Source organism: Massilia sp. CFBP9012, assembly GCF_034045115.1.
Taxonomy (GTDB): Bacteria; Pseudomonadota; Gammaproteobacteria; order Burkholderiales; family Burkholderiaceae_D; genus Telluria.
The window spans coordinates 55,490-75,651 of record NZ_JAXCWM010000019.1; the positions used below are offsets into that span (position 1 = coordinate 55,490).

Below are 20,162 nucleotides of genomic sequence, written 5' to 3' on the forward strand. Positions count from 1 at the left end.
TCTTAAGGCATAATTCGCCCCGCCAACAATTCCGCCAATAAACTGTGAGGAAGCAATGAAAGCCGTACGCTGCACCGCTTGGGGACCGCCAGACAGCCTGGTGCTGGAAGACTTGCCGGAGCCGGTCGCCGGCCCTGGCGACGTCGTGGTGGACGTGAAGGCGGCCGGCGTCAACTTCCCCGATGTGCTGACGGTTCAGGGAAAATACCAGGTGCGTCCTCCCCTCCCCTTCACGCCGGGCAACGAGTTCGCGGGCGTGGTGCGCGCCGTCGGCGCAGGCGTGGACGGCTTTGTTCCCGGCCAGCGCGTGATCGGCTTCACCCGCACCGGCGCCTTCGCCGAGCAGGCCGTGGCGCCAGGCAGCGCCTTCCTCCCCATACCGGACGATATGGACTTCGACGTCGCCGCCGCCATCACGCTCACCTACGGCACCTCGTACCACGCGGTCGCCGACCGCGGCGCCTTGCAGCAGGGCGAAACGATGCTGGTGCTGGGCGCGGCCGGCGGCGTGGGACTGGCGGCGATCGAGATCGGCAAGGCTCTCGGCGCGCGCGTGATCGCGGCCGCGTCCAGCGACGAGAAACTGGCGGCGTGCAAGGCGCACGGAGCCGACGTGCTGATCAATTACGAAACCGAGGACTTGCGCGAAGCGATCCGCGCCGCCACCGGCGGCAATGGCCCGGACGTCATCTACGACCCGGTCGGCGGCAAGTACAGCGAACCGGCGCTGCGCTCGATCGCCTGGCGCGGGCGGCACCTGGTGGTGGGCTTCGCGGCCGGCGAGATCCCGCGCCTGCCGTGGAACCTGATGCTGCTGAAAGGGGCGTCGGTGGTGGGCGTGTTCTGGGGCGACTTTACGCGCAAGGAACAGGATGCGCACCTGGCGGCGATGGCGCGCATCACCGGCTGGATCGCGCAAGGGAAATTGAAACCGCTGGTCTCGCGGCGCTACCGCCTTGCCGACACCGCGCAGGCGCTGCAGGACATGGCGGCGCGCAAGGTCATCGGCAAGGTCATCATCGTGCCCTGAGCGGGCAACGAAGAATCAGGCGACGTTCTCGTTCGCCTCTTCCACCGGCCGGAAGAACTGGATCACTTCTTCCTGCACCCGGGTGCGCTTGAACGACGGCAGGCTCTGCCAGATGCGGCGACCATAGGGCTTGGTGATGATGCGCGGATCGCAGATCATCAGCACGCCGCGGTCGTCGACGTCGCGGATCAGGCGGCCGGCGCCCTGCTTGAGGGTGATGATCGCCTCGGGCAGCTGGTGGTGCATGAAACCGTTCATGCCCTGCTTTTCCATCACCTCGATGCGCGCGGCCAGCACCGGATCGTCGGGCGGCGCGAACGGCAGCTTGTCGATGATCACCAGCGACAGCGCCTCGCCGCGCACGTCGACGCCTTCCCAGAAGCTCTGGCTGCCGACCAGCACCGCATTACCGGCATTACGGAAGGAATCGAGCAGTTCGGTACGGCCCCGCTCGCCCTGCACGAATAGCGGGAAATCCCAGCCGCGCTCGGCGAACTCGGTGCGCAGGCGTTCGGCCACTTTATTGACCGCGCGGATCGTCGTGCACAGGAAGAAGGTGCGGCCACCGGCCGCCTCGATCACCGGCAAGGCGGCATCGACCACGGCGTCGGTGTACACGGCCGCCTGCGGCTCGGGCAAGCCGGTCGGCACGTACAGGATGCCCTGGTTCTCGTAGTCGAACGGGCTGGGCCAGGTCTTGGCCGGCTCGCCGGTCAATCCGAGCTGATCGGAGAAATGCTTGAAGTCGTTCTTCACCGCCAGCGTGGCCGAGGTGAAGATCCAGCTGCGCGGCGTGCCTTCGCGCTGGTTGGTGAAGATCGGCGCGATCGACAGCGGCGTCTTGTGCAATTGCAGCGAGGACGAGAAGGCCTCGGCCCACAGCACGGCCTGCTCATTGGCCGGCGCCTTGTGATCCGGCTTCCAGCCGTCGAACGAGGCGGCCAGCTCGTGCGCGCGCAGGCGGCAGGCCTCGATGGTTTCGGCGCGCGCGGCGTTTTCTTCCAGCACCGTGATCATGCCGGCCAATTGCTCTTTCAACCCATTCAGGGCCGGGAAGAACTGCGACGTCGGCATGATCTGCGGCAGCGACAGGCGCAGGTTGCCGTCGCCGAAGGACAGGCGCAGGTCGCGCGCGGCCTTTTCGACCACGGTCACCACCTTGGCCCAGTCCGGGCCGCCGCGCGCATGGGCCAGGCCCTCGGCCAGCACGTCGCGGCACAGTTCCAGCACTTGCGAGGTCGACACCGACTGGCCGAAGAACAGGGTCGCGACGTCGGGCAGCTGGTGCGCCTCATCGAAGATGATGGTATTGGCCGACGGCAGCAGCTCGGCCACGCCGGTATCCTTCAGCGCCACGTCGGCGAAGAAGAGATGATGGTTGACCACCACCACATCCGCTTGTTGTGCTTCCCTGCGCGCCTTCATCACGAAGCAATCCTGGTAGTACTGGCACTCGGCGCCCATGCAGGTGTCGCGGGTCGAGGTGACCAGGTTCCACACGGTGGCAGTCTCGGGCACCTTGGCCAGCTCGGCCTTGTCGCCCGAGCTCGTCATCTTGATGAAGCGCGAGATCTCGCGCAGGTGGCCGACGTCGTCGCGCGAGGTCAGGCGCCCGTTCTGCAGGGTACGCTCGAGATGGAAATGGCAGACATAGTTCGAGCGGCCCTTGAGCAGGGCGACCGAGACCGGCGCGCGCAAGGCGGCGCGCACGGTCGGGATATCGCGCAGGAACAATTGGTCTTGCAAGTTCTTGGTGCCGGTCGAGACGATGGTCTTGCCGCCCCACAGCAGTGCCGGCACCAGGTAGGCGAAGGTCTTGCCCGTGCCGGTGCCGGCCTCGGCCATGAGCACCTGCTGGTCGGCGATGGCCTGGGCCACGGCCTTGGCCATCTCGGTCTGCGACTGGCGCGGCTTGAAGGTGCCGACGGCTGGCGCGAGCGGGCCGCCCGCACCGAACAGGCGATCGACGTCGGCGTCGTACTTGCCGGCGGGAGCCTGGGTTTCCGGGGCTACGGGAGCGATAGTCTCCACCGCATCCGGAGAAGCAGAAAGTTGGTCGGTCAAAATACGTGGTTTCGTTGGGCCTGGGAATGAATCAGGCGGGGATATCGGGTACCAGCTGCATCTTCAGCAGCGTAATATGATCTTTGAGCTGCAGTTTACGCTTCTTGAGGCGGCGCAGTTGTAACTGGTCGGCATGACCGTCCGCCGTCAACAGGGAGATCACGGCATCGAGGTCGCGGTGTTCCACATCGAGTTCGATAATACGGCGTTGGATGTCCTGGACGTCGGTCATGTTGGATGCAGTTACGGGAAAGAATGGCGAAAAGCGCCGGCCAAGGCGGGCGCTCCGGATTTTGCTATGTTGTTGCTACAACATTAACTTGCAAGCTGGTGGCTTCTCAGTGCATAGTTTAATCGAGGCGGAGGTTGCCGCCAACAAAGAATGGCGCTAGCGTCCCGGAAAACACGGATTTATGACTTCTTACAAGATCGAAGCGGGCACCGCGCAACATATCGGGAACCGCCCCCAGCAGAACGACCGCGCCGCCCTGTTCACCGGCGCCCGCGCCCCCGGCTACGTGCTCGCGGTGCTGTCGGACGGGGTTGCCAGCCCGGCTGGGGCCGACCAGGTGCTGCACACAGCGCGCCAGGTCTTCGACGCATTCAAGCCCGGCGACCGCCCCGGCATCGAGCGCCTGGCACAACTGCTGCACGAGATGATCAGCGAGACCCACACGGTGATCAAGATGAACGCCGTGGCCACGCAGGCCGAGGTCCACGCCAGCTTCGTCGGCCTGGTGATCAGCCCGCACGGCGAGGCGGTCTGGGCCCACGTGGGCGATTCGCGTCTCTACCGCTTCGAGCACGGCAAGTGCGCGGTGCGCACCAGCGACACCGCCTACGTCGAGCACCTGGTCGGCAGCGACCGCCTGCCGCCGGACGCGGCGCGCAACCACCGCCGCTCCAAGCTCTTGCTCAATGTATTGGGAAACAGCCGCAAGGAACCTTTCGTCACGACGGGCAGCCATACCGGGCTGGCGGCGGGCGACAGCTTCTTGCTGTGCTCGGACGGCCTGTGGCATTTCTTCACCGACGCCGAACTGGCGGCAGTGACCGCCAGGACGACGCCGCGCCAGGCGTCCGAAATGCTCATCAACAAGGCCACCGAACGCTCGCAAGGCAAAGGCGGGAACTGCACGATGGCGATCGTGAAGCTGGTCAAGCCGGCGCAGGATGGATCGTTCGCCTGACCAGGGTCGTCGCTGGCGTCAACGGCGACCGCCAGCTTGAGCCGGCAGCCCTCGCCCCGTCGTTCCTGCCACTGGCAGAAACGACGTGCTGAGGCTACTGGCTATTGGCTGGCGCCGGCTGGTTGCCACTTACCCGCTTGGCCTCCTCGGCCGCACGCTGGGCCGCCTTGGCTTCGCGTTCGGCCACGCGGCGCGCCACTTCCTTCTGGCGCTCTTCCGACTTGCGGCGGCGCTCTTCATAGGCCGCGACATTGGCCGCGCGTTCGGCGGCTTCCTTCTCGGCGTTCGCCGCGCTTTCCTGGGCGCGCTGCTGGCTGCGCACCACGCGCGATTCGGCCGGCCTGGTGCGCGGCGGCGGCGGCGCGGTGCTGGCCGCAGCCTTGACCGGCGGCGGATCGGCCGCCAGCCTGGCTTCTTCTTCCGCATAGGCAGCGTCGGCCTCGGCGATCGCCTTGTCGCGCTCGTCGACCTTGAGGCGGCGCAGATAAAGCGAGGCCTCGATCTCGATCGCGCGCTGCGTCACCAGGGCCGCGCGCCGCACTTCGCGGGCTTCGTCCAGGCAGCGGTTGACGAAGAATTTGTCGTAGCAGACCGCCTCGCGATCAGCATAGCGCGCCTCGATCGCGGCGCGTTCCGCGGCCACCGCCGCCAGGCGCCCTTCGGCCTGTTCGGCCGAGGTGGTCGGCGCCGGCGGCGTTTCCTCCGGCACCAGTTCGGTGTTCGAGCAAGCCCCCAGCAGTAGCGTCAGGGAGATGGAGGCGGCGATTGCGGTGATGCGCTTCGGTTGTCTCGTCATGGTGTTCCTTTCGATCATGCAATGGCGTCGGCCGCGCCGCGCCGTTCGGCGAGCAGGTACTCGCGCGACTGCATCTCGATGATACGCGATACGGTCCGGTGGAATTCGTTCGCCAGCTGGCCCGTGGTGTACAGTTCTTCCGGCTCGACCGCGGCCGACATGATCAGCTTGACCTTGTGGTCGTAGAACACGTCGATCAGCCAGGTGAAGCGGCGCGCCTCGGACGACTGGGCCGCCGACATCGCCGGGATGCCCGACAGGACTACGGTGTGGAACTGGCTGGCCAGTTCCAGGTAGTCGTTCTGCGAGCGCGGGCCGCCGCACAGGGTGGCGAAGTCGAACCAGATCACGCCGCCGGCGCGGCGCAGCGCGCGGATCTCGCGCTTTTCGATGTGCACGATCGGCGATTCGTCGGCGGTATCGGCCACCTTGGCATAGGCGTCGCGCAGCGCCTTGTCGGACGCGGCGTCGAGCGGCGTGTAATAGGCCTCTACCTGTTCCAGCGCGCGCTTGCGGTAGTCGTTGCCGGCGTCGACGTTCAGCACATCCAGTTTCTGCTGCAGCAGCGCGATGGTGGGCAGCATGCGGTCGCGGTGCAGGCCGTCCGGATACAGGGTCGACGGCTCGTAGTTCGAGGTCATCACGAAGCTCACGCCATTGTCGAACAGGGCCTTGAGCAGGTTGTACAGGATCATCGCGTCGGCGATGTCCGAGACGTGGAATTCGTCGAAGCAGATCAGGCGATACTTCTTGGCGATGCGCTTGGCCACTTCGTCGAGCGGATCGGCCACGCCCTTCAGTTCATCCAGTTGGCCGTGCACGGCGCGCATGAACTCGTGGAAGTGCAGGCGCGTCTTGCGCACCACCGGCACCACCAGGTAGAACGAATCCATCAGGAAGGATTTGCCGCGCCCCACCCCGCCCCACATGTAGATGCCCTTAGGCACGTCGGGACGGTTGATCAGGCGCTTGAAAGCGGACGACCGCTGGGCCTTGTAGTGGACCCAGTCGTCGTACGCCTGTTGCAGGCGGTCGACCGCCATTTGCTGCGCGGGGTCGGACTTGAAGCCGCGCTCGTTCAGCGCGTGCTGGTAATACTCTTGAACGTTCATATTCTTACCGCTGTAAACGTAATGTGGGCGGGGAAGCCCGCCCACATTACGGGATACCGTTCGCCGGCGCCGCGTGAACCGCGCCGGCGAATGTTCCTGTTTGCTTAGAAGTTCAGCGAACGCTTGTCGACTGCCAGCGCGGCTTCCTTGGTCGCTTCCGACAGCGATGGGTGCGCGTGGCAGATGCGGGCGATGTCTTCCGACGAGGCCTTGAACTCCATCGCGACCACGGCTTCCGAGATCAGCTCGGAGGCCATCGGGCCGACGATGTGCACGCCCAGGATTTCATCGGTCGTGGCATCGGCCAGGAACTTGACCATGCCCGAGGTGTCGCCCAGCGCGCGCGCACGGCCGTTGGCCATGAACGGGAAGGTGCCGGCCTTGTACTGCACGCCTTCGGCCTTGAGCTGCTGCTCGGTCTTGCCGACCCACGCGATTTCCGGCGAGGTGTAGATAACCCAAGGAATGGTGTTGAAGTTGACGTGACCGTGCTGGCCGGCGATGCGCTCGGCAACCGCCACGCCTTCTTCTTCGGCCTTGTGCGCCAGCATCGGGCCGCGCACGACGTCGCCCACCGCCCACACGCCCGGCAGGCTGGTGCGGCATTCATCGTCGACCACCACGAAGCCGCGCTCGTCGAGCTGCAGGCCGACGGTTTCGCCGCCCAGACCGATCGTGTTCGGCACGCGGCCGATCGAGATGATCAGGCGGTCGAAGACGGCTTTCTGTGCCGCGCCGGTCGAATCCGCGTATTCCACGGTGACGTCGTTGGCGCCCTTGGTGATCGCGCCGATCTTGCAGCCCAGGTTAATCTTCAGGCCCTGCTTGGTGAACAGTTTATGAGCTTCCTTGGCGATCTGCTCGTCGACCGCGCCCAGGAAGGTCGGCAGGCCTTCCAGCACGGTGACGTCGGCGCCGACACGGCGCCACACGCTGCCCATTTCCAGGCCGATGACGCCGGCGCCGATCACGCCGAGTTTACCCGGCACGGCGTCGATCGCCAGTGCGCCGGTGTTCGACAGGATCAGTTTCTCGTCGAATTCAGCGCCTGGCAGCTGGCGTGCGTTCGAACCGGTCGCGACGACCACGTTCTTGGCGGTGATGGCCTCAAGGGTAGGGCCGGAGACGTTGATCGTGTAGCCCGCATCGCCTTCCGCCTTGCCGGCGAAGGCGCCGCGGCCGTGGAAGAAGGTGACCTTGTTCTTCTTGAACAGGAACAGGATGCCGTCGTTGTTCTGCTTGACGATGGTGTCCTTGCGCTTGAGCATGGTCGGCAGGTCGAGCTCCAGGCCCGAGACCTTGATGCCGTGGTCGGCGAAGGCATGGCCGGCGTGCTCGAAGTGTTCCGACGATTGCAGCAGCGCTTTCGACGGGATGCAGCCGACGTTGGTGCAGGTGCCGCCCGGGGCAGGCTTGCCGGCGGCATTGCTCCACTCGTCGATGCAGGCGGTCTTGAAGCCCAGCTGGGCAGCGCGGATAGCGGCGATGTAGCCGCCAGGACCGCCGCCGATCACGACGACGTCAAATTGTTTATCGCTCATTACTTTGATTCCTTATTGAGTCCAATTCACGCGTTGCGGCCCGCTCCCTCCGCACGTTGTCCCCGCGCAGGCGGGGACCCAAGTTGCTCGTATACCGGCTACGCTTGACGCGAGCTACTGAACGAAAGACTTAGGTTCCCGCCTTCGCGGGAACGACGTGGTGGCGGTAGTGGCCAGTCACGCATGGAACGTGTTTATTCTTCCGGAATGAATACCCACAACAGCAGGTAAATCAGGATGCCGAAGCCGAACGTCAACACGAACAGCACGAAGATCAGGCGCCAGACCCACGATTCGAGACCGTAGGTGCGCGCCAGGCCGCCGCACACGCCGCCGAGCCAGCGGTCGAGCCGTGAACGGCGCAGGCCGCTCAGCAGGTCGTCGCGGTGCTGGTCGAATGAGATCCGCTCGGTGGTGGGCGGTTCCTTGCTGAGGCTCACGGTCGACGCACCCGACAGGATGCGCGCCTTGGCCTGCTCGAATTCGGCATCCGACAGCGCGCCGGCCTGGTGCAGCTCGTGCAGCCGCTTGATTTCATCTGACAGCATGACGTTCTCCGGCAAACAGCAAGCCGGCGCCGCGCATCGAGGTCCGATGTGGCGCCGGCACGTGATGAATTACAGGTCCAGCAGCAGGCGGGCCGGATCTTCCAGCGCGTCCTTCATCGCGACCAGGCCCAGCACGGCTTCGCGGCCGTCGATGATGCGGTGGTCGTACGACATTGCCAGGTAGTTCATCGGACGGATGACGATCTGGCCGTTTTCGACGACGGCGCGGTCCTTGGTCGCGTGCACGCCCAGGATCGCCGACTGCGGTGGGTTGATGATCGGGGTCGACAGCATCGAGCCGAACACGCCGCCGTTCGAGATCGAGAAGGTACCGCCCGACAGGTCGTCCAGGGTCAGCTTGCCGTCCTTGGCTTTCTGGCCGAACTCACCGATTTTCTTTTCGATTTCGGCGATCGTCATCTGGTCGGCGTTGCGCAGAATCGGCACCACCAGGCCACGTGGCGAACCGACGGCGATGCCGATGTCGAAGTAACCGTGGTAGACGATGTCGTTGCCGTCGACCGAGGCGTTCAGGATCGGGTATTTCTTCAGCGCGGCAACGGCAGCCTTGACGAAGAACGACATGAAGCCCAGCTTGACGCCGTGTTCTTTCTCGAACTTGTCCTTGTACTTGTTACGCAGTTCCATGACCGGAGCCATGTTCACTTCGTTGAAGGTGGTCAGGATGGCGTTGGTCGATTGCGATTGCAGCAGGCGCTCGGCGATACGGGCGCGCAGGCGGCTCATCGGCACGCGTTCTTCCGGACGGTCGCCCAGGTTGGCTGGCGACGGTGCGGAGACTTGCTGCAGGGCTGCCTTCGGTGCGGCGGCAGGTGCTGCGGCAGGCTTGCCGGCTGCGGCGGCCAGGGCGTCGCCCTTGGTCACGCGGCCGTCACGGCCCGAGCCTTCGACGCTCGACGCCGAGATATTGTTCTCAGCCAGGATCTTGGCGGCGGCCGGCATGGCGACGCCTGCTTTCGACTGGTCGGCAGCTGGCGCAGCGGCTGGTGCGGCGTCGATCGGCGCGTTTGGCGCTGCCGAGGGAATAGCCTTGACCGCGATCGGGCTGGTCTGCGCCGATGCTTCGGTATCGATGATGGCGATGACTTCGCCGGCGACGACGGTCGCGCCGTCGGCTTTGAGCAGTTGCACGATCACGCCGGCGCTTGGCGCTGGCAGTTCCAGGACCACTTTGTCGGTCTCGATGTCGATCATGTTTTCGTCGCGCGACACGGACTCGCCGACTTTCTTGTGCCACGACAGCAGGGTTGCTTCAGCAACGGATTCCGACAGAACAGGGACCTTGACTTCGATTTGTGCCATTTTTTAAAACTCCAGTAATTATTCTTTGCAAGTACCCCCGCGCACGGAACGCGGGGGCCATGGTTTCACCTTGCCCGACTTACTTCGTCAGGATGAAGCCCTTGAGCTTCGAGAACGCGGTCTCCAGCAGTTCTTTTTGCTGAGCGATGTGCTTGTCCGCATAACCCACCGCCGGCGATGCCGACGCGGCGCGACCGGCGTAAGCCAGACGCTGGCCATCTTCCATGCCTTCGAAGATGTTGTGCTGGATCTGGAACCACGGACCCTGGTTTTGCGGCTCGTCCTGCGCCCACACCACTTCGGTCGCGTTCGGGAACTTTTTCAGTTCGGCGGCGAACGACTTGTGCGGGAACGGGTACATCTGCTCGATACGGATGATCGCGGTGTCGGTGCTGTTGCGTGCCTTGCGTGCGTTGACCAGGTCGAAGTAGACCTTGCCCGAGCAGGCGATCACGCGCTTGACCTTGCTTGCTTCGATCTTGTCGTCGCACTCGCCGATGACGGTCTGGAAACCGCCCTTGGCCAGGTCGGTCAGCGGCGAACCGGCGTCCTTGTTACGCAGCAGCGACTTCGGCGTGAAGATCACCAATGGCTTCCTGAACTGGCGCACCATCTGGCGGCGCAGCAGGTGGAAGATCTGGGCAGCCGTGGTCGGCTGGACCACTTGCATATTGTTGTCGGCGCACAGCTGCAGGAAGCGCTCGATACGGGCCGACGAGTGCTCCGGACCCTGGCCTTCGTAGCCGTGCGGCAGCATCATGACCAGGCCCGAGGCGCGGCCCCATTTCACTTCGCCCGAGGCGATGAACTGGTCGATGACGACTTGCGCGCCGTTGACGAAGTCGCCGAACTGGGCTTCCCAGATGGTCAGGGTGTTCGGTTCGGCGGTCGAGAAGCCGTATTCGAAGCCCAGCACCGCTTCTTCGGACAGCACCGAGTCGATCACGGTGAAGTCGGCCTGGTTGTCAGAGACATTGGCCAGCGGCAGGTAGATGCCCTGGTCCCAGCGCTCGCGGTTCTGGTCGTGCAGCACGGCGTGGCGGTGCACGAAGGTGCCGCGGCCGGCGTCCTGGCCCGACAGGCGGATCGCGTAGCCCGAGGCCAGCAGCGAAGCGAAGCCCAGGTGTTCGCCCATGCCCCAGTCGAGGTTGACTTCACCGCGGCCCATGGCGGCGCGGTCGGCCAGCACCTTGTCGACCAGCGAGTGCGGTTTGAAACCTTCAGGCACCTTGGTGATGCGTTCGGCCAGGCGTTTCAGTTCGGTGATCGGCACCGCGGTGTCGGCGGCGTCGGTCCACTTCTTGTTCAGGAACGGCGCCCAGTCGACGGCGTATTTGCCCTTGAAGTTGGTCAGCACCGGATCGACCGTGTGCTTGCCGGCATCCATGGCGTCGCGGAAGGCGGCGACCAGCTTGTCGCCGCCGTCGGCTTCGATGGTGCCCTGCGCAGCCAGTTTCTCGGCGTACAGCTTGCGGGTGCCCGGGTGCTTGGCGATCTTCTTGTACATCAGCGGCTGGGTCAGCGCCGGCGTATCCTGCTCGTTGTGGCCCAGTTTGCGGTAGCAGATGATGTCGACCACGACGTCCTTGCCGAACTCGGCGCGGTAGTCGAGGGCGATCTGGCTGGCCAGCACGACGGCTTCAGGATCGTCCGCGTTCACGTGCAGCACCGGCGCTTCGATCATCTTGACGACGTCCGAGCAGTACAGGGTCGAGCGCGCATCGCGCGGATCCGACGTGGTGAAGCCGATCTGGTTGTTGATGACGATGTGGACGGTACCGCCGGTACCATAGCCGCGGGTCTGCGCCAGGTTCAGGGTTTCCATGACCACGCCCTGGCCGGCGAACGCAGCGTCGCCGTGCACCAGGATCGGCAGCACTTCCTTGCCCTTCTTGTCACCGCGGCGCTGCATGCGCGCCTTGACCGAACCTTCGACGACCGGGTTGACGATCTCGAGGTGAGACGGGTTGAACGCCAGCGACAGGTGGACCGGGCCGCCCGGGGTCGAGATATCGCTCGAGAAGCCCTGGTGGTATTTCACGTCGCCAGCCGGCAGGTCGTCGGCATGCTTGCCTTCGAATTCTTCGAACAGGTCGGCCGGGCTCTTGCCCAGGGTGTTGACCAGCACGTTCAGGCGGCCGCGGTGGGCCATGCCGATGACGATTTCCTGCACGCCTTTTTCACCAGCGCGCTGGATCACTTCGTCGATCGAGGCGATGAACGATTCGCCGCCTTCGAGCGAGAAGCGCTTGGCGCCGACGTACTTGGTGTGCAGATAGCGTTCCAGGCCTTCGGCCGCGGTCAGGCGTTCGAGGATGTGCTTTTTCTTTTCGGCGCTGAAGGTCGGGGTCGAGCGGATCGACTCCAGGCGCTCTTGCAGCCAGCGCTTTTCGGTCGGATCGCTGATGTACATGAACTCGGCGCCGATCGAACGGGTGTAGGTATCACGCAACATGTTCAGGATATCGCGCAGTGGCGCGGTTTCCTGACCGAAGTAGGTGTTGCTGATATTGAAAACGGTGTCGAGATCGGCTTCGGTGAAGCCGTAGAAGGCGGGATCGAGCTCTGGGAGTGGTGGACGTTCCTGGCGTTGCAGCGGATCCAGGTTGGCCCAGCGCGAACCGAGGTAGCGGTAGGCGGCGGTAATCTGGGTGACGGCGACGCGCTTGCGGCCCAGTTCGGAGTCGGCCGAAGCGACGACGGTGCGGATCGGACCTTGCTTGGCGCGTTCAGCGAACGAGGCGACCACCGAGGAGTGCACCACATCGGGACGGTTCGAGCCATCGACTGCCGGCACGTGTTGCATCTGGTCGAAATAGGCGCGCCAGTTTTCGGGCACCGACGTCGGATTATCCAGATAGGCCTCGTACAACTCTTCCACGTACGGGGCATTGCCGCCGAACAGGTAGGAGTTGGCGTTATGTTGTTGCATCATTCTTGCTCACCTTTCTTTTCGCGCTTCGCGAGGTTTGGGCGGGTTGTTTAAAACCTTCCGCGACACGGCCTGACCGGTTAGCGGATTGCACTTCAAGACATCAAGTTGTGGGGGAAGGACTGTTCGGTACCAAAATACTTGTGCAAAATCCTGCCAATTTGCGCACATTATTGTAACGCATGATCTTGACCAAGGCAGACCTTGGTCGAACAAATTATTTATTTCAAATTGTGTTTTTCTGTGTCGCACTTTTGGCATTCATTTCACTGCTGAGTTGACCGTGTAAATGATAATCGTTATCATTTAAGGATGTCTTCTCACGCAACTCCCCTCAAGAATAAAGCCGAGCCTGCCATCAAGGCCGAGTCCGCATCTGCCGGCGCCCCCGCGGCCGGCTCCGCCCTGCCCGGCGCCAGCCGCGCCATGTGGCTCAAGCAGTTGCATCAATGGCATTGGATCAGTTCGGCCATCTGCCTGATGGCCATGCTGCTGTTCAGCTTCACCGGCCTGACCCTGAACAATGCCACCCTGATCGAGGCCAAGCCGGTCGTCACGCGCCTGAAGGCGACGCTGCCCGAACCGCTGCGGGCCCAGCTGCACGCCTATGCCGAAGACCATGTCGACGCCGAAGTGCCGCTGCCGAGCGAGATCGCGGACTGGACCAATGGCGTCTTCCCGGTCGACGTGCGCGGCAAGCGCGCCGAATGGAGCGAGGACGACGCCTACGTCGCCCTGCCCCGCCCGGGCGGCGACGCCTGGCTGCGCATCGCCGTCGACGGCAGCGCCGAATTCGAGAAGACCGACCGCGGCTGGATCTCGTGGCTCAACGATATGCACAAGGGCCGCAACACGGGCGCGGTGTGGAGCTGGTTCATCGACATCTTCGCCGTGGCCTGCGTGGTGTTCTGCATCACCGGCTTTTTGATCATGAAATACCACGCGGCCAAGCGGCCGTCGACCTGGCCGGTGGTCGGATTCGGCATCGTGTTGCCGATCGTGCTGGCCCTGCTGTTCGTTCACTGAGTTTGTCCACTGATCCATCAACCTGAGAGAAGACCAAGAATGAAACTGTCCCATTCGCTCGCCCTCACCCTCCCGCTCGCATCGGGCTGGGCCATGGGCGCCGACCTGTCCGTCAAGTTCGACGTGCCGCAGCTGAACGTGGCCGAATATCACAAGCCCTATGTCGCGATCTGGATCGAGGGCGCCGACCAGGGCATCGCGTCCAACCTGGCCGTGCTGTACGACGTCAAGATGAAGGACAAGGGCGGCGAAAAATGGGTCAAGGACTTGCGCACCTGGTGGCGCAAGGCGGGCCGCGACGCCACCCTGCCGATCGACGGCGTCAGCGGCGCCACCCGCGCGCCCGGCACCCACACCATGAAGTTCGACGGCGCCAAGTTCGGCATCGACAAACTGGCGGCCGGCGAATACAAGCTGGTGGTGGAAGCGGCGCGCGAAGCGGGCGGACGCGAAGTGGTCAAGGTGCCGTTCACCTGGACCGGCAAGGGCAAGCTGGCGGCGAACGCAGCGGGCAAGGAAGAACTGGGCGCAGTGTCGCTCCAGATCCAATAACGATAACTAAACACAATCAGGAGAACACCATGCAACAGAACAAATTCTACAAAGCCGCCATCGTCGGCCTGATGCTCGCCGGCGCCTCGATGACGGCCCAGGCCCACCGCGCCTGGATCCTGCCGAATACCGCCATGGTCGATTCGAAGGAAGCCTGGGTCACGATCGACGCCGCGATCTCGAACGAGGTGTTCGAGTTCAACCACCACCCGCTGCGCCTGGACAACCTGGTGGTCACCGATCCGGACGGCGTGCAGGCCAAGGCCGAAGGCGCCGTGGTCGGCAAATACCGCAGCACGCTCGACCTGCGCCTGCCGAAGGACGGCACCTATCGCCTGGCGATCGTCAACAACAACCTGATGGGCAGCTACAAGCTGAACGGCGAGACCAAGCGCTTCCGCGGCGCCGCCGGCAGCCCGGCGGTGGCGATTCCCGCCGGCGCCACCGAGGTGCAGACCACCGCCGTCCACTCGCGCAATGAAACTTTTGTGTCGGCCAACAAGCAGAACGACACCGCCCTGAAGCCGGTCGGCGAAGGCCTGGAAATGATCCCGCTGACCAACCCGTCCGACCTGCGCGTCGGCGAGCCGATCCGCGTGCGTTTCCACCTCGACGGCAAGCCGGTCGCCAACCTGCCGTTCAGCATCGTGCAGGGCACCGTCAAGTACCGCGGCGCGTCGGGTGAGCAGCGCCTGACCACCGACGCCAAGGGCGAGGCCTCGTTCACCGTTCCGGCGGCGAATATGTACTGGCTCAGCGCCGGCTTCCCGTTCGGCGAAGGCAAGCCGCAGCCTGGCGCCAAGCGCTACAGCTACGCGGCCACGCTCGAAGTCTTGCCGCAATAAGTACGATGCGCGACGTTCTCGTTCCACTGGAAGTCGACATGGCGCTGCCGCCCGGCGGCAGCACCTTGTACACGACTGCCGGCACGTCGATGGGCACCGGCTGGTCGGCGCGGCTGATGCTGCCGCCCGGCGCCGACGGCGCCGCCCTGACGCTTGCCCTGCAGCGCGAACTGGACGAGATCGTTGCGCAGATGAGTCATTGGGAGCCCGACTCCCTGCTGTCGCGCTACAACCATGCCCCGGCCGGCAGCTGGCATGCGCTGCCGCCGCAATTCTTCGAGGTCGCCGACTACGCGCTGCGGGTGCATGAAGACAGCGGCGGCGCCTACGATCCGGCCGGCGGGCAGCTGGTGAACCTGTGGGGCTTCGGCGCCACCCGACGCTACGACCAGGCCGGCTTTTATGCGCCGGATGCCGCCGCGATCGGCGCCGTGCTGGCGCAACGCGGCGCCAGTCAACCGACCCTCGACCGTGCTGGCCGCCGCCTGCTGCAGCCGGGCGGCGCCCTTCTCGATTTTTCTTCCGTCGCCAAGGGCTATGCGGTCGACTGCATGGCGCGCTGCCTGGAACAGCGCAGCGTGCGCCACTACGTGGTCGAGGCCGGCGGCGAACTGCGCGGCGCCGGCGCCAAGGCCAGTGGCGAGCCGTGGTGGGTGGAGATCGAAGGCGTCCCCGATGCCGACGCCGCCACCACCCAGGCCGTGGTCGCCCTTCACGGCCTGGCAATCGCCACCTCGGGCGACTACCGCCGCTATTTTCAACATGGCGCCCGGCGCGCCGCACACACCCTCGATCCACGCAGCGGCCATCCGGTTGCCAATGGCGTCGCCTCGGTGACGGTGCTGGCGCCCACCTGCATGGCGGCCGATGCGCTGTCCACCGCGCTCACCGTACTGGGTGCCGACCAAGGCCTCGCCTTCGCCGAGGCGCGCGGCATCGCGGCGCGTTTCCTGGTGCGCGCACCTGGCGGCCTGGTCGAATCCACGTCCGGCGACTGGCGCGCCTTACTGCAATGATGTTGACGATCGAACCCCTGCGCTGGGGCGGCGCGCTCGCGCTGTCCGGCGTCTACCTCGCCATGTGCCTCGGCATCTGGCGTAGCCGCCTGGCGCGCACCCGCACCACTGGCGGCGCGGCCGACTGGCTCGTGGTCCACGCCAGCCAGACCGGCAGCGCCGAATTCCTGGCCGAACGCACCGCCGCCACCCTGGCCCTGGGGGGCCTGGACGCGCGCGCCGCCTGCATGTCGACCGTGGACGCCGCGCAGCTGGCCGCAGCTTCGCGCGTGCTGTTCATCTGTAGCACCTATGGCGAAGGCGATGCGCCGGATACGGCCGCGCGCTTTGCGGGCCACACGATGGGCGAAGCACTCGACCTGTCGCGCCTGCACTATGGCGTGCTGGCGCTGGGCGACGCGACGTATACCAATTACTGCGGCTTCGGCCGCGCGCTGGACGGCTGGCTGCGCGAGCGCGGCGCCACGCCGCTGTTCGACCGGATCGACGTCGACCGCGGCGCGCCCGAGGCGCTGGCCGCCTGGCAGCACCACCTGAGCCACCTGGCCGGCACCAGCGATGCGCCGGACTGGGAAGCGCCGGCCTACGGCGAATGGCGCATCGCCAGCCGTATCCAGCTCAATCCCGGCAGCGCCGGCGCGCCGCTGTACCGCATCGCCCTGGTGCCGCGCGATGGCCAGCTGCCCGCCTGGGAAGCAGGCGACCTGGCCCAGGTCAGCGCGCCGCTCGACCCCGACCACCCGCGCGAATACTCGATCGCTTCGGTGCCGGGCGAAGGCCGGCTTGAACTGCTGGTGCGTTTGCAGACGCGCGAGGACGGCACGCCCGGCGCGGCGTCTGGCTGGCTGTGCGTGTGCGCGGACCCGAACGACACGATCCGCCTGCGCGTGCGCGCCCACGCGCGCTTCCGCTTGGGCACGAATGCAGGACGTCCGCTGATCGCGATCGGCAACGGCAGCGGCCTGGCTGGATTGCGCTCGCTGCTCAAGGCGCGCATCGATGTCGGCACGGACCGCAACTGGCTGCTGTTTGGCGAGCGCAATGCGGCCCACGACTATCTGTGCCGCGAGGAACTGGAAGCCTGGCGTGATGGAGGCATGCTGACGCGGCTGGACCTGGCGTTTTCACGCGACGAGGGCGCAGCGCGCTATGTGCAGCACCTGGTGAATGTACAGCAGGAAGAACTGCGCCGCTGGGTCGCGGATGGCGCGGCAATCTATGTCTGCGGCAGCCTGCAAGGCATGGCCGGCGGCGTGCACGATGCGCTCGTGTCGGCGCTTGGACTCGATACGGTCGAGGCCATGATGGCTGACGGACGCTACCGGCGCGACGTCTACTAACTGAAAACAGAACCGCCGGCAAAGCCGGCGGTATCGATCAATATTGCTGAGATAACACAGCGTTAGCGCTTGTCGTTCTTGTGGCTTTGACGCCCTGCTTCGGCGTGCTGTTCCGGCGTGCCGCCCTGGACGCCCTTCTGCTGGCTGCCCTGGCTGCGGCCGCTTTGCTGGCTGCCCTGGTTCAGGTTGCTCTGCTGGCTGCCCTGGTTGTTGCCGCTCTGCTGGTTGCTCGACCCATGCGACGCACGACCGCCCTGGCTGGCGATTTCACGCTGGCGCTCCGGATCCATCGACGCAAAACCTTGCTTGCCGCTACCTTGATTGCCTTCGTTACCGCTCTGGCTATTGCCTTGCTGCGAGTGTTGGTTGTTGCCCTGTGGGTTGTTGTTACGCGAATTGTTTGCCATGATTGACTCCTTTTCATCGTGAACACATGTCAGCAGCGCTGACGCGAAGGACTCCATCGTAGCCACCTGAAAGCGCGCTGAACACCAAAAACCGGCAGTGCTCCTGTAGGAGTCTGCCCCACTGGCCTATGCGTCTGGACTGGCATATTGAAAGAAAAATCAGATATGAATTTGCCAGTTTATAGAATGATACTTAGTAAAGTGGAAGCTCTGCGGAAGAAATTGGCTACGTCGAGACACCATCATCTCTTTGCGACAATATGAAGATCGGCATCGGGCACCGTCTTTTCATCGCTGTCCTGCTCGCCATTCTCACGGTGGCCGGCGCCGGTGTTTTATTACTGCGGCACAAGGTCCTGGGCAGTTTCGGCGACTACGCCGTCGGCATCGAACTCGACCGGCTGGACGGCTTGTCGAACGCCATGGCGCGCCAGTACCGGGACCATGGCGACTGGACTTTCGTGCCCGTCAGCGACGCGCGGCGCGGCTGGATCACGCAAGAACTGGCGCGCCTGCAGGCGAGCCATGTCGTCGCACCGGTCATGCCGGTCGCGCCGGCGCCGCCTGCTCCGCCCGCCATGCCGGTGTCCCCGGTCCCTCCCGCGCCACCGGCGCCACCACTTCCCCCGCTGCCACCACCCGTGCCGACCGGCGTCACCCAGGACCTGCACACGCGCATCACCCTGCTCGACGCCACGGGCGGCTACCTGGCCGGACGTCTTCCCGGCACGCTGCCGCTGGTGCAACGTCCGATCGCCGTCGATGGCCGCACGGTCGGCTACCTCGGCGTGGCGCGCAGCCACCGGCCGAGCGATGCGATGGCCTACGCCTTCCTGTCCCAGCTGCAGCACAGCCTGTGGCTGATCGGCGCCGTCGCCGTTGTGCTGAGCGCGCTGGCCGCGATCCTGCTGGCGCGCCACTTCCGGCATCCGATCGACCAGCTCGCGCGCGGCGCCGCCACGCTCGCCGCCGGTGACTATGGCGTGCGGCTGCCTGACACGCGCAGCGACGAACTGGGCGCGCTGGCGCGCCATTTCAATGTGCTGGCCGAGCGCCTCGACGGCGCCGAAACGGCACGCCGCCAGTGGGTGGCCGATACCTCGCACGAGTTGCGCACGCCACTGGCCGTGCTGCGCGCCCAGTTGGAAGCGATCCAGGACGGCGTGCGCCAGCCCACGCCGCAAGCCATCGACGCCATGGGGCGCCAGGTAATGTCCCTGACCAGGCTGATCGATGAGCTGTACGCGCTGGCGCGCGCCGACGTGGGCGCACTCGAATGCCGGCGCGAAGCGCTCGACCTGTGGGCGCTGGCGGCCACGGAGGCCGGCGCCTTTGCCGCGCGCTTCCAGGCGGCCGGGATCGCACCCGACATTGCCGAGGCGCCCGCCCGGTCGCGGGTGCTGGCCGATCCCGACCGCATGCGCCAGGTACTTGCCAACCTGTTCGAGAACAGCCTGCGCTATACCGCGGCTGGCGGCACGGTGCGCCTCGCCGCGCATGCCGACGCCGGCCGCCTTCACCTGCTGCTCGACGACAGCGCGCCCGGCGTGCCGGACGAAGCGCTGTCCCGTCTGTCCGAGCGCTTCTACCGGGTCGACGCCTCGCGCAGCCGTGAACATGGCGGCGCCGGACTCGGGCTGGCGCTGTGTCGGCGGCTGCTCGAGGCGCAGGGCGCCACCCTCGCCTTCGCCCATTCGCCGCTGGGCGGCCTGCGCGTGACCATCTCGCTGCCTTTGGACGGAAAGGAAACCGCATGAGCGTGGCCATCATGATCGTCGAGGACGAACCCGAGCTGGCATCCGTCATCGCCGACTATGCGCTGGCCGCGGGCTATGCGCCAACCGTGTTCGGCGACGGCCTCGTGGCGCTTGAAGCGATCCGGCGCGCACCGCCGGCCCTGGTGGTCCTCGACCTGATGCTGCCCGGACTGGATGGCCTGGCGCTGTGCCACGCGGTGCGCGCCTTCTCCAGCGTGCCGATCGTGATGGTGACGGCGCGGGTGGAAGAAGTCGACCGCCTGCTGGGGCTGGAAACGGGCGCCGACGATTACCTGTGCAAGCCGTTCAGCCCACGCGAGCTGATGGCGCGCATCAAGGCCATCCTGCGCCGCAGCGGTACATCGGAGGCTGCGCCCGTGCTGGCGCTGGACGAAGCCACACGCCGCGTCACACTCCACGGCCAGGCGCTTGAACTGACGCCGAGCGAGTACGCGATCCTGGCCGCCCTGGCGCGCCGTCCCGGCCAGGTGCTGTCGCGCGCCCAGTTGCTCGACGCGGCCAGGGCCGACCACCTGGACGCCACCGACCGCGCCATCGACAGCCACGTCAAGAACCTGCGGCGCAAGATCGACAACATCGCCCCTGGCCTGGAACCGATCCGCTCGATCTACGGACTCGGTTACCGCTGCGATCTCTAACTGGTCTCCATTTTTTCTCCACAT

At 65.4% G+C, this 20,162-nt stretch carries 18 protein-coding genes; 9 read left to right on the top strand and 9 right to left on the bottom strand.

Annotated features, from left to right (window positions below; genetic code table 11):
- Window positions 1-55 precede the first annotated feature (55 nt).
- Window positions 56-1,030 carry an NADPH:quinone oxidoreductase family protein gene (locus SOM61_RS24510; protein ID WP_320476497.1) on the top strand — a complete coding sequence of 325 codons (975 nt, stop codon included), beginning with the start codon at window positions 56-58 and terminating at the stop codon, window positions 1,028-1,030.
- A 15-nt stretch (window positions 1,031-1,045) separates the two neighbouring features.
- Here SOM61_RS24510 and SOM61_RS24515 read toward each other — a convergent pair whose 3' ends face one another.
- Together SOM61_RS24515 and SOM61_RS24520 are read right to left on the bottom strand one after the other, a co-directional pair.
- Window positions 1,046-3,061: a DNA repair helicase YoaA gene (locus SOM61_RS24515; RefSeq protein WP_320476498.1), complete on the bottom strand. Its 2,016-nt coding sequence runs from the start codon at window positions 3,059-3,061 to the stop codon at window positions 1,046-1,048.
- A gap of 64 nt (window positions 3,062-3,125) precedes the next feature.
- Window positions 3,126-3,326, bottom strand: coding sequence for a YdcH family protein (locus SOM61_RS24520; protein ID WP_005666222.1), 201 nt, complete (start codon window positions 3,324-3,326; stop codon window positions 3,126-3,128).
- 181 nt (window positions 3,327-3,507) lie between these two features.
- Between SOM61_RS24520 and SOM61_RS24525 the strand changes: the two genes are divergently transcribed.
- Window positions 3,508-4,284 carry a PP2C family protein-serine/threonine phosphatase gene (locus tag SOM61_RS24525; protein WP_320476499.1) on the top strand — a complete coding sequence of 259 codons (777 nt, stop codon included), beginning with the start codon at window positions 3,508-3,510 and terminating at the stop codon, window positions 4,282-4,284.
- 94 nt (window positions 4,285-4,378) lie between these two features.
- On the opposite strand, the gene SOM61_RS24530 is transcribed toward SOM61_RS24525, so the two are convergent.
- The 6 genes from SOM61_RS24530 to SOM61_RS24555 all read right to left on the bottom strand — a co-directional run bounded on the left by SOM61_RS24530 (window position 4,379) and on the right by SOM61_RS24555 (window position 12,539).
- Window positions 4,379-5,080 (bottom strand): hypothetical protein, encoded by a 702-nt coding sequence (locus tag SOM61_RS24530; RefSeq protein ID WP_320476500.1) that lies wholly within the window; start codon window positions 5,078-5,080, stop codon window positions 4,379-4,381.
- Window positions 5,081-5,094: 14 nt separating this feature from the next.
- Complete coding sequence (gene zapE / locus SOM61_RS24535; RefSeq protein ID WP_147933036.1) at window positions 5,095-6,192, bottom strand: cell division protein ZapE; 1,098 nt, start codon at window positions 6,190-6,192, stop codon at window positions 5,095-5,097.
- A gap of 104 nt (window positions 6,193-6,296) precedes the next feature.
- A complete protein-coding gene (gene lpdA, locus SOM61_RS24540; RefSeq protein WP_320476501.1) occupies window positions 6,297-7,733 on the bottom strand; it encodes a dihydrolipoyl dehydrogenase in 1,437 nt (478 codons plus the stop codon).
- 194 nt (window positions 7,734-7,927) lie between these two features.
- Complete coding sequence (locus tag SOM61_RS24545; RefSeq protein ID WP_109346952.1) at window positions 7,928-8,281, bottom strand: PspC domain-containing protein; 354 nt, start codon at window positions 8,279-8,281, stop codon at window positions 7,928-7,930.
- 69 nt (window positions 8,282-8,350) lie between these two features.
- Window positions 8,351-9,604: a 2-oxoglutarate dehydrogenase complex dihydrolipoyllysine-residue succinyltransferase gene (odhB, locus tag SOM61_RS24550; protein WP_320476502.1), complete on the bottom strand. Its 1,254-nt coding sequence runs from the start codon at window positions 9,602-9,604 to the stop codon at window positions 8,351-8,353.
- Window positions 9,605-9,683: 79 nt separating this feature from the next.
- Window positions 9,684-12,539: a 2-oxoglutarate dehydrogenase E1 component gene (locus tag SOM61_RS24555; RefSeq protein ID WP_320476503.1), complete on the bottom strand. Its 2,856-nt coding sequence runs from the start codon at window positions 12,537-12,539 to the stop codon at window positions 9,684-9,686.
- Between the two features lie 309 nt (window positions 12,540-12,848).
- On the opposite strand from SOM61_RS24555, the gene SOM61_RS24560 reads away from it, so the two are divergent.
- Genes SOM61_RS24560 through SOM61_RS24580 form a run of 5 tightly spaced genes read left to right on the top strand, consistent with a single transcriptional unit; the run spans window position 12,849 to window position 17,315 of the window.
- Window positions 12,849-13,562: a PepSY-associated TM helix domain-containing protein gene (locus tag SOM61_RS24560; protein WP_320476504.1), complete on the top strand. Its 714-nt coding sequence runs from the start codon at window positions 12,849-12,851 to the stop codon at window positions 13,560-13,562.
- Between the two features lie 39 nt (window positions 13,563-13,601).
- Window positions 13,602-14,114, top strand: a complete 513-nt coding sequence (locus SOM61_RS24565; protein ID WP_320476505.1) for a DUF2271 domain-containing protein — start codon at window positions 13,602-13,604, stop codon at window positions 14,112-14,114.
- A gap of 29 nt (window positions 14,115-14,143) precedes the next feature.
- Entirely contained in the window at window positions 14,144-14,959 is an 816-nt protein-coding gene (locus SOM61_RS24570) for a DUF4198 domain-containing protein (protein ID WP_320476506.1), read from the top strand.
- Between the two features lie 5 nt (window positions 14,960-14,964).
- Entirely contained in the window at window positions 14,965-15,975 is a 1,011-nt protein-coding gene (locus SOM61_RS24575; RefSeq protein WP_320476507.1) for an FAD:protein FMN transferase, read from the top strand.
- Window positions 15,972-17,315 (top strand): sulfite reductase subunit alpha, encoded by a 1,344-nt coding sequence (locus SOM61_RS24580; protein ID WP_320476508.1) that lies wholly within the window; start codon window positions 15,972-15,974, stop codon window positions 17,313-17,315. The genes SOM61_RS24575 and SOM61_RS24580 overlap by 4 nt, the downstream gene beginning before the upstream one ends.
- 62 nt (window positions 17,316-17,377) lie before the next feature.
- Here the strand turns inward: SOM61_RS24580 and SOM61_RS24585 are convergent, their stop codons facing one another.
- A complete protein-coding gene (locus tag SOM61_RS24585; protein ID WP_320476509.1) occupies window positions 17,378-17,722 on the bottom strand; it encodes a KGG domain-containing protein in 345 nt (114 codons plus the stop codon).
- A 260-nt stretch (window positions 17,723-17,982) separates the two neighbouring features.
- On the opposite strand from SOM61_RS24585, the gene SOM61_RS24590 reads away from it, so the two are divergent.
- Together SOM61_RS24590 and SOM61_RS24595 are read left to right on the top strand one after the other, a co-directional pair.
- Window positions 17,983-19,479, top strand: a complete 1,497-nt coding sequence (locus tag SOM61_RS24590; RefSeq protein ID WP_320476510.1) for an ATP-binding protein — start codon at window positions 17,983-17,985, stop codon at window positions 19,477-19,479.
- Window positions 19,476-20,138, top strand: a complete 663-nt coding sequence (locus SOM61_RS24595; RefSeq protein ID WP_320476511.1) for a response regulator — start codon at window positions 19,476-19,478, stop codon at window positions 20,136-20,138. The genes SOM61_RS24590 and SOM61_RS24595 overlap by 4 nt, the downstream gene beginning before the upstream one ends.
- Window positions 20,139-20,162 lie beyond the last annotated feature (24 nt).

What these genes read in the sequence shown, in the direction of transcription:
- SOM61_RS24585 (WP_320476509.1), bottom strand. Translation starts at nt 17,722, where the DNA reads ATGGCAAACAATTCGCGTAACAACAACCCACAGGGCAACAACCAACAC.
- odhB (WP_320476502.1), bottom strand. Translation starts at nt 9,604, where the DNA reads ATGGCACAAATCGAAGTCAAGGTCCCTGTTCTGTCGGAATCCGTTGCT.
- SOM61_RS24560 (WP_320476504.1), top strand. Translation starts at nt 12,849, where the DNA reads ATGTCTTCTCACGCAACTCCCCTCAAGAATAAAGCCGAGCCTGCCATC.
- SOM61_RS24510 (WP_320476497.1), top strand. Translation starts at nt 56, where the DNA reads ATGAAAGCCGTACGCTGCACCGCTTGGGGACCGCCAGACAGCCTGGTG.
- SOM61_RS24555 (WP_320476503.1), bottom strand. Translation starts at nt 12,539, where the DNA reads ATGATGCAACAACATAACGCCAACTCCTACCTGTTCGGCGGCAATGCC.
- SOM61_RS24590 (WP_320476510.1), top strand. Translation starts at nt 17,983, where the DNA reads ATGAAGATCGGCATCGGGCACCGTCTTTTCATCGCTGTCCTGCTCGCC.
- SOM61_RS24575 (WP_320476507.1), top strand. Translation starts at nt 14,965, where the DNA reads ATGCGCGACGTTCTCGTTCCACTGGAAGTCGACATGGCGCTGCCGCCC.
- SOM61_RS24580 (WP_320476508.1), top strand. Translation starts at nt 15,972, where the DNA reads ATGATGTTGACGATCGAACCCCTGCGCTGGGGCGGCGCGCTCGCGCTG.
- SOM61_RS24565 (WP_320476505.1), top strand. Translation starts at nt 13,602, where the DNA reads ATGAAACTGTCCCATTCGCTCGCCCTCACCCTCCCGCTCGCATCGGGC.
- SOM61_RS24545 (WP_109346952.1), bottom strand. Translation starts at nt 8,281, where the DNA reads ATGCTGTCAGATGAAATCAAGCGGCTGCACGAGCTGCACCAGGCCGGC.
- SOM61_RS24520 (WP_005666222.1), bottom strand. Translation starts at nt 3,326, where the DNA reads ATGACCGACGTCCAGGACATCCAACGCCGTATTATCGAACTCGATGTG.
- zapE (WP_147933036.1), bottom strand. Translation starts at nt 6,192, where the DNA reads ATGAACGTTCAAGAGTATTACCAGCACGCGCTGAACGAGCGCGGCTTC.
- SOM61_RS24595 (WP_320476511.1), top strand. Translation starts at nt 19,476, where the DNA reads ATGAGCGTGGCCATCATGATCGTCGAGGACGAACCCGAGCTGGCATCC.
- SOM61_RS24570 (WP_320476506.1), top strand. Translation starts at nt 14,144, where the DNA reads ATGCAACAGAACAAATTCTACAAAGCCGCCATCGTCGGCCTGATGCTC.
- SOM61_RS24530 (WP_320476500.1), bottom strand. Translation starts at nt 5,080, where the DNA reads ATGACGAGACAACCGAAGCGCATCACCGCAATCGCCGCCTCCATCTCC.
- lpdA (WP_320476501.1), bottom strand. Translation starts at nt 7,733, where the DNA reads ATGAGCGATAAACAATTTGACGTCGTCGTGATCGGCGGCGGTCCTGGC.
- SOM61_RS24525 (WP_320476499.1), top strand. Translation starts at nt 3,508, where the DNA reads ATGACTTCTTACAAGATCGAAGCGGGCACCGCGCAACATATCGGGAAC.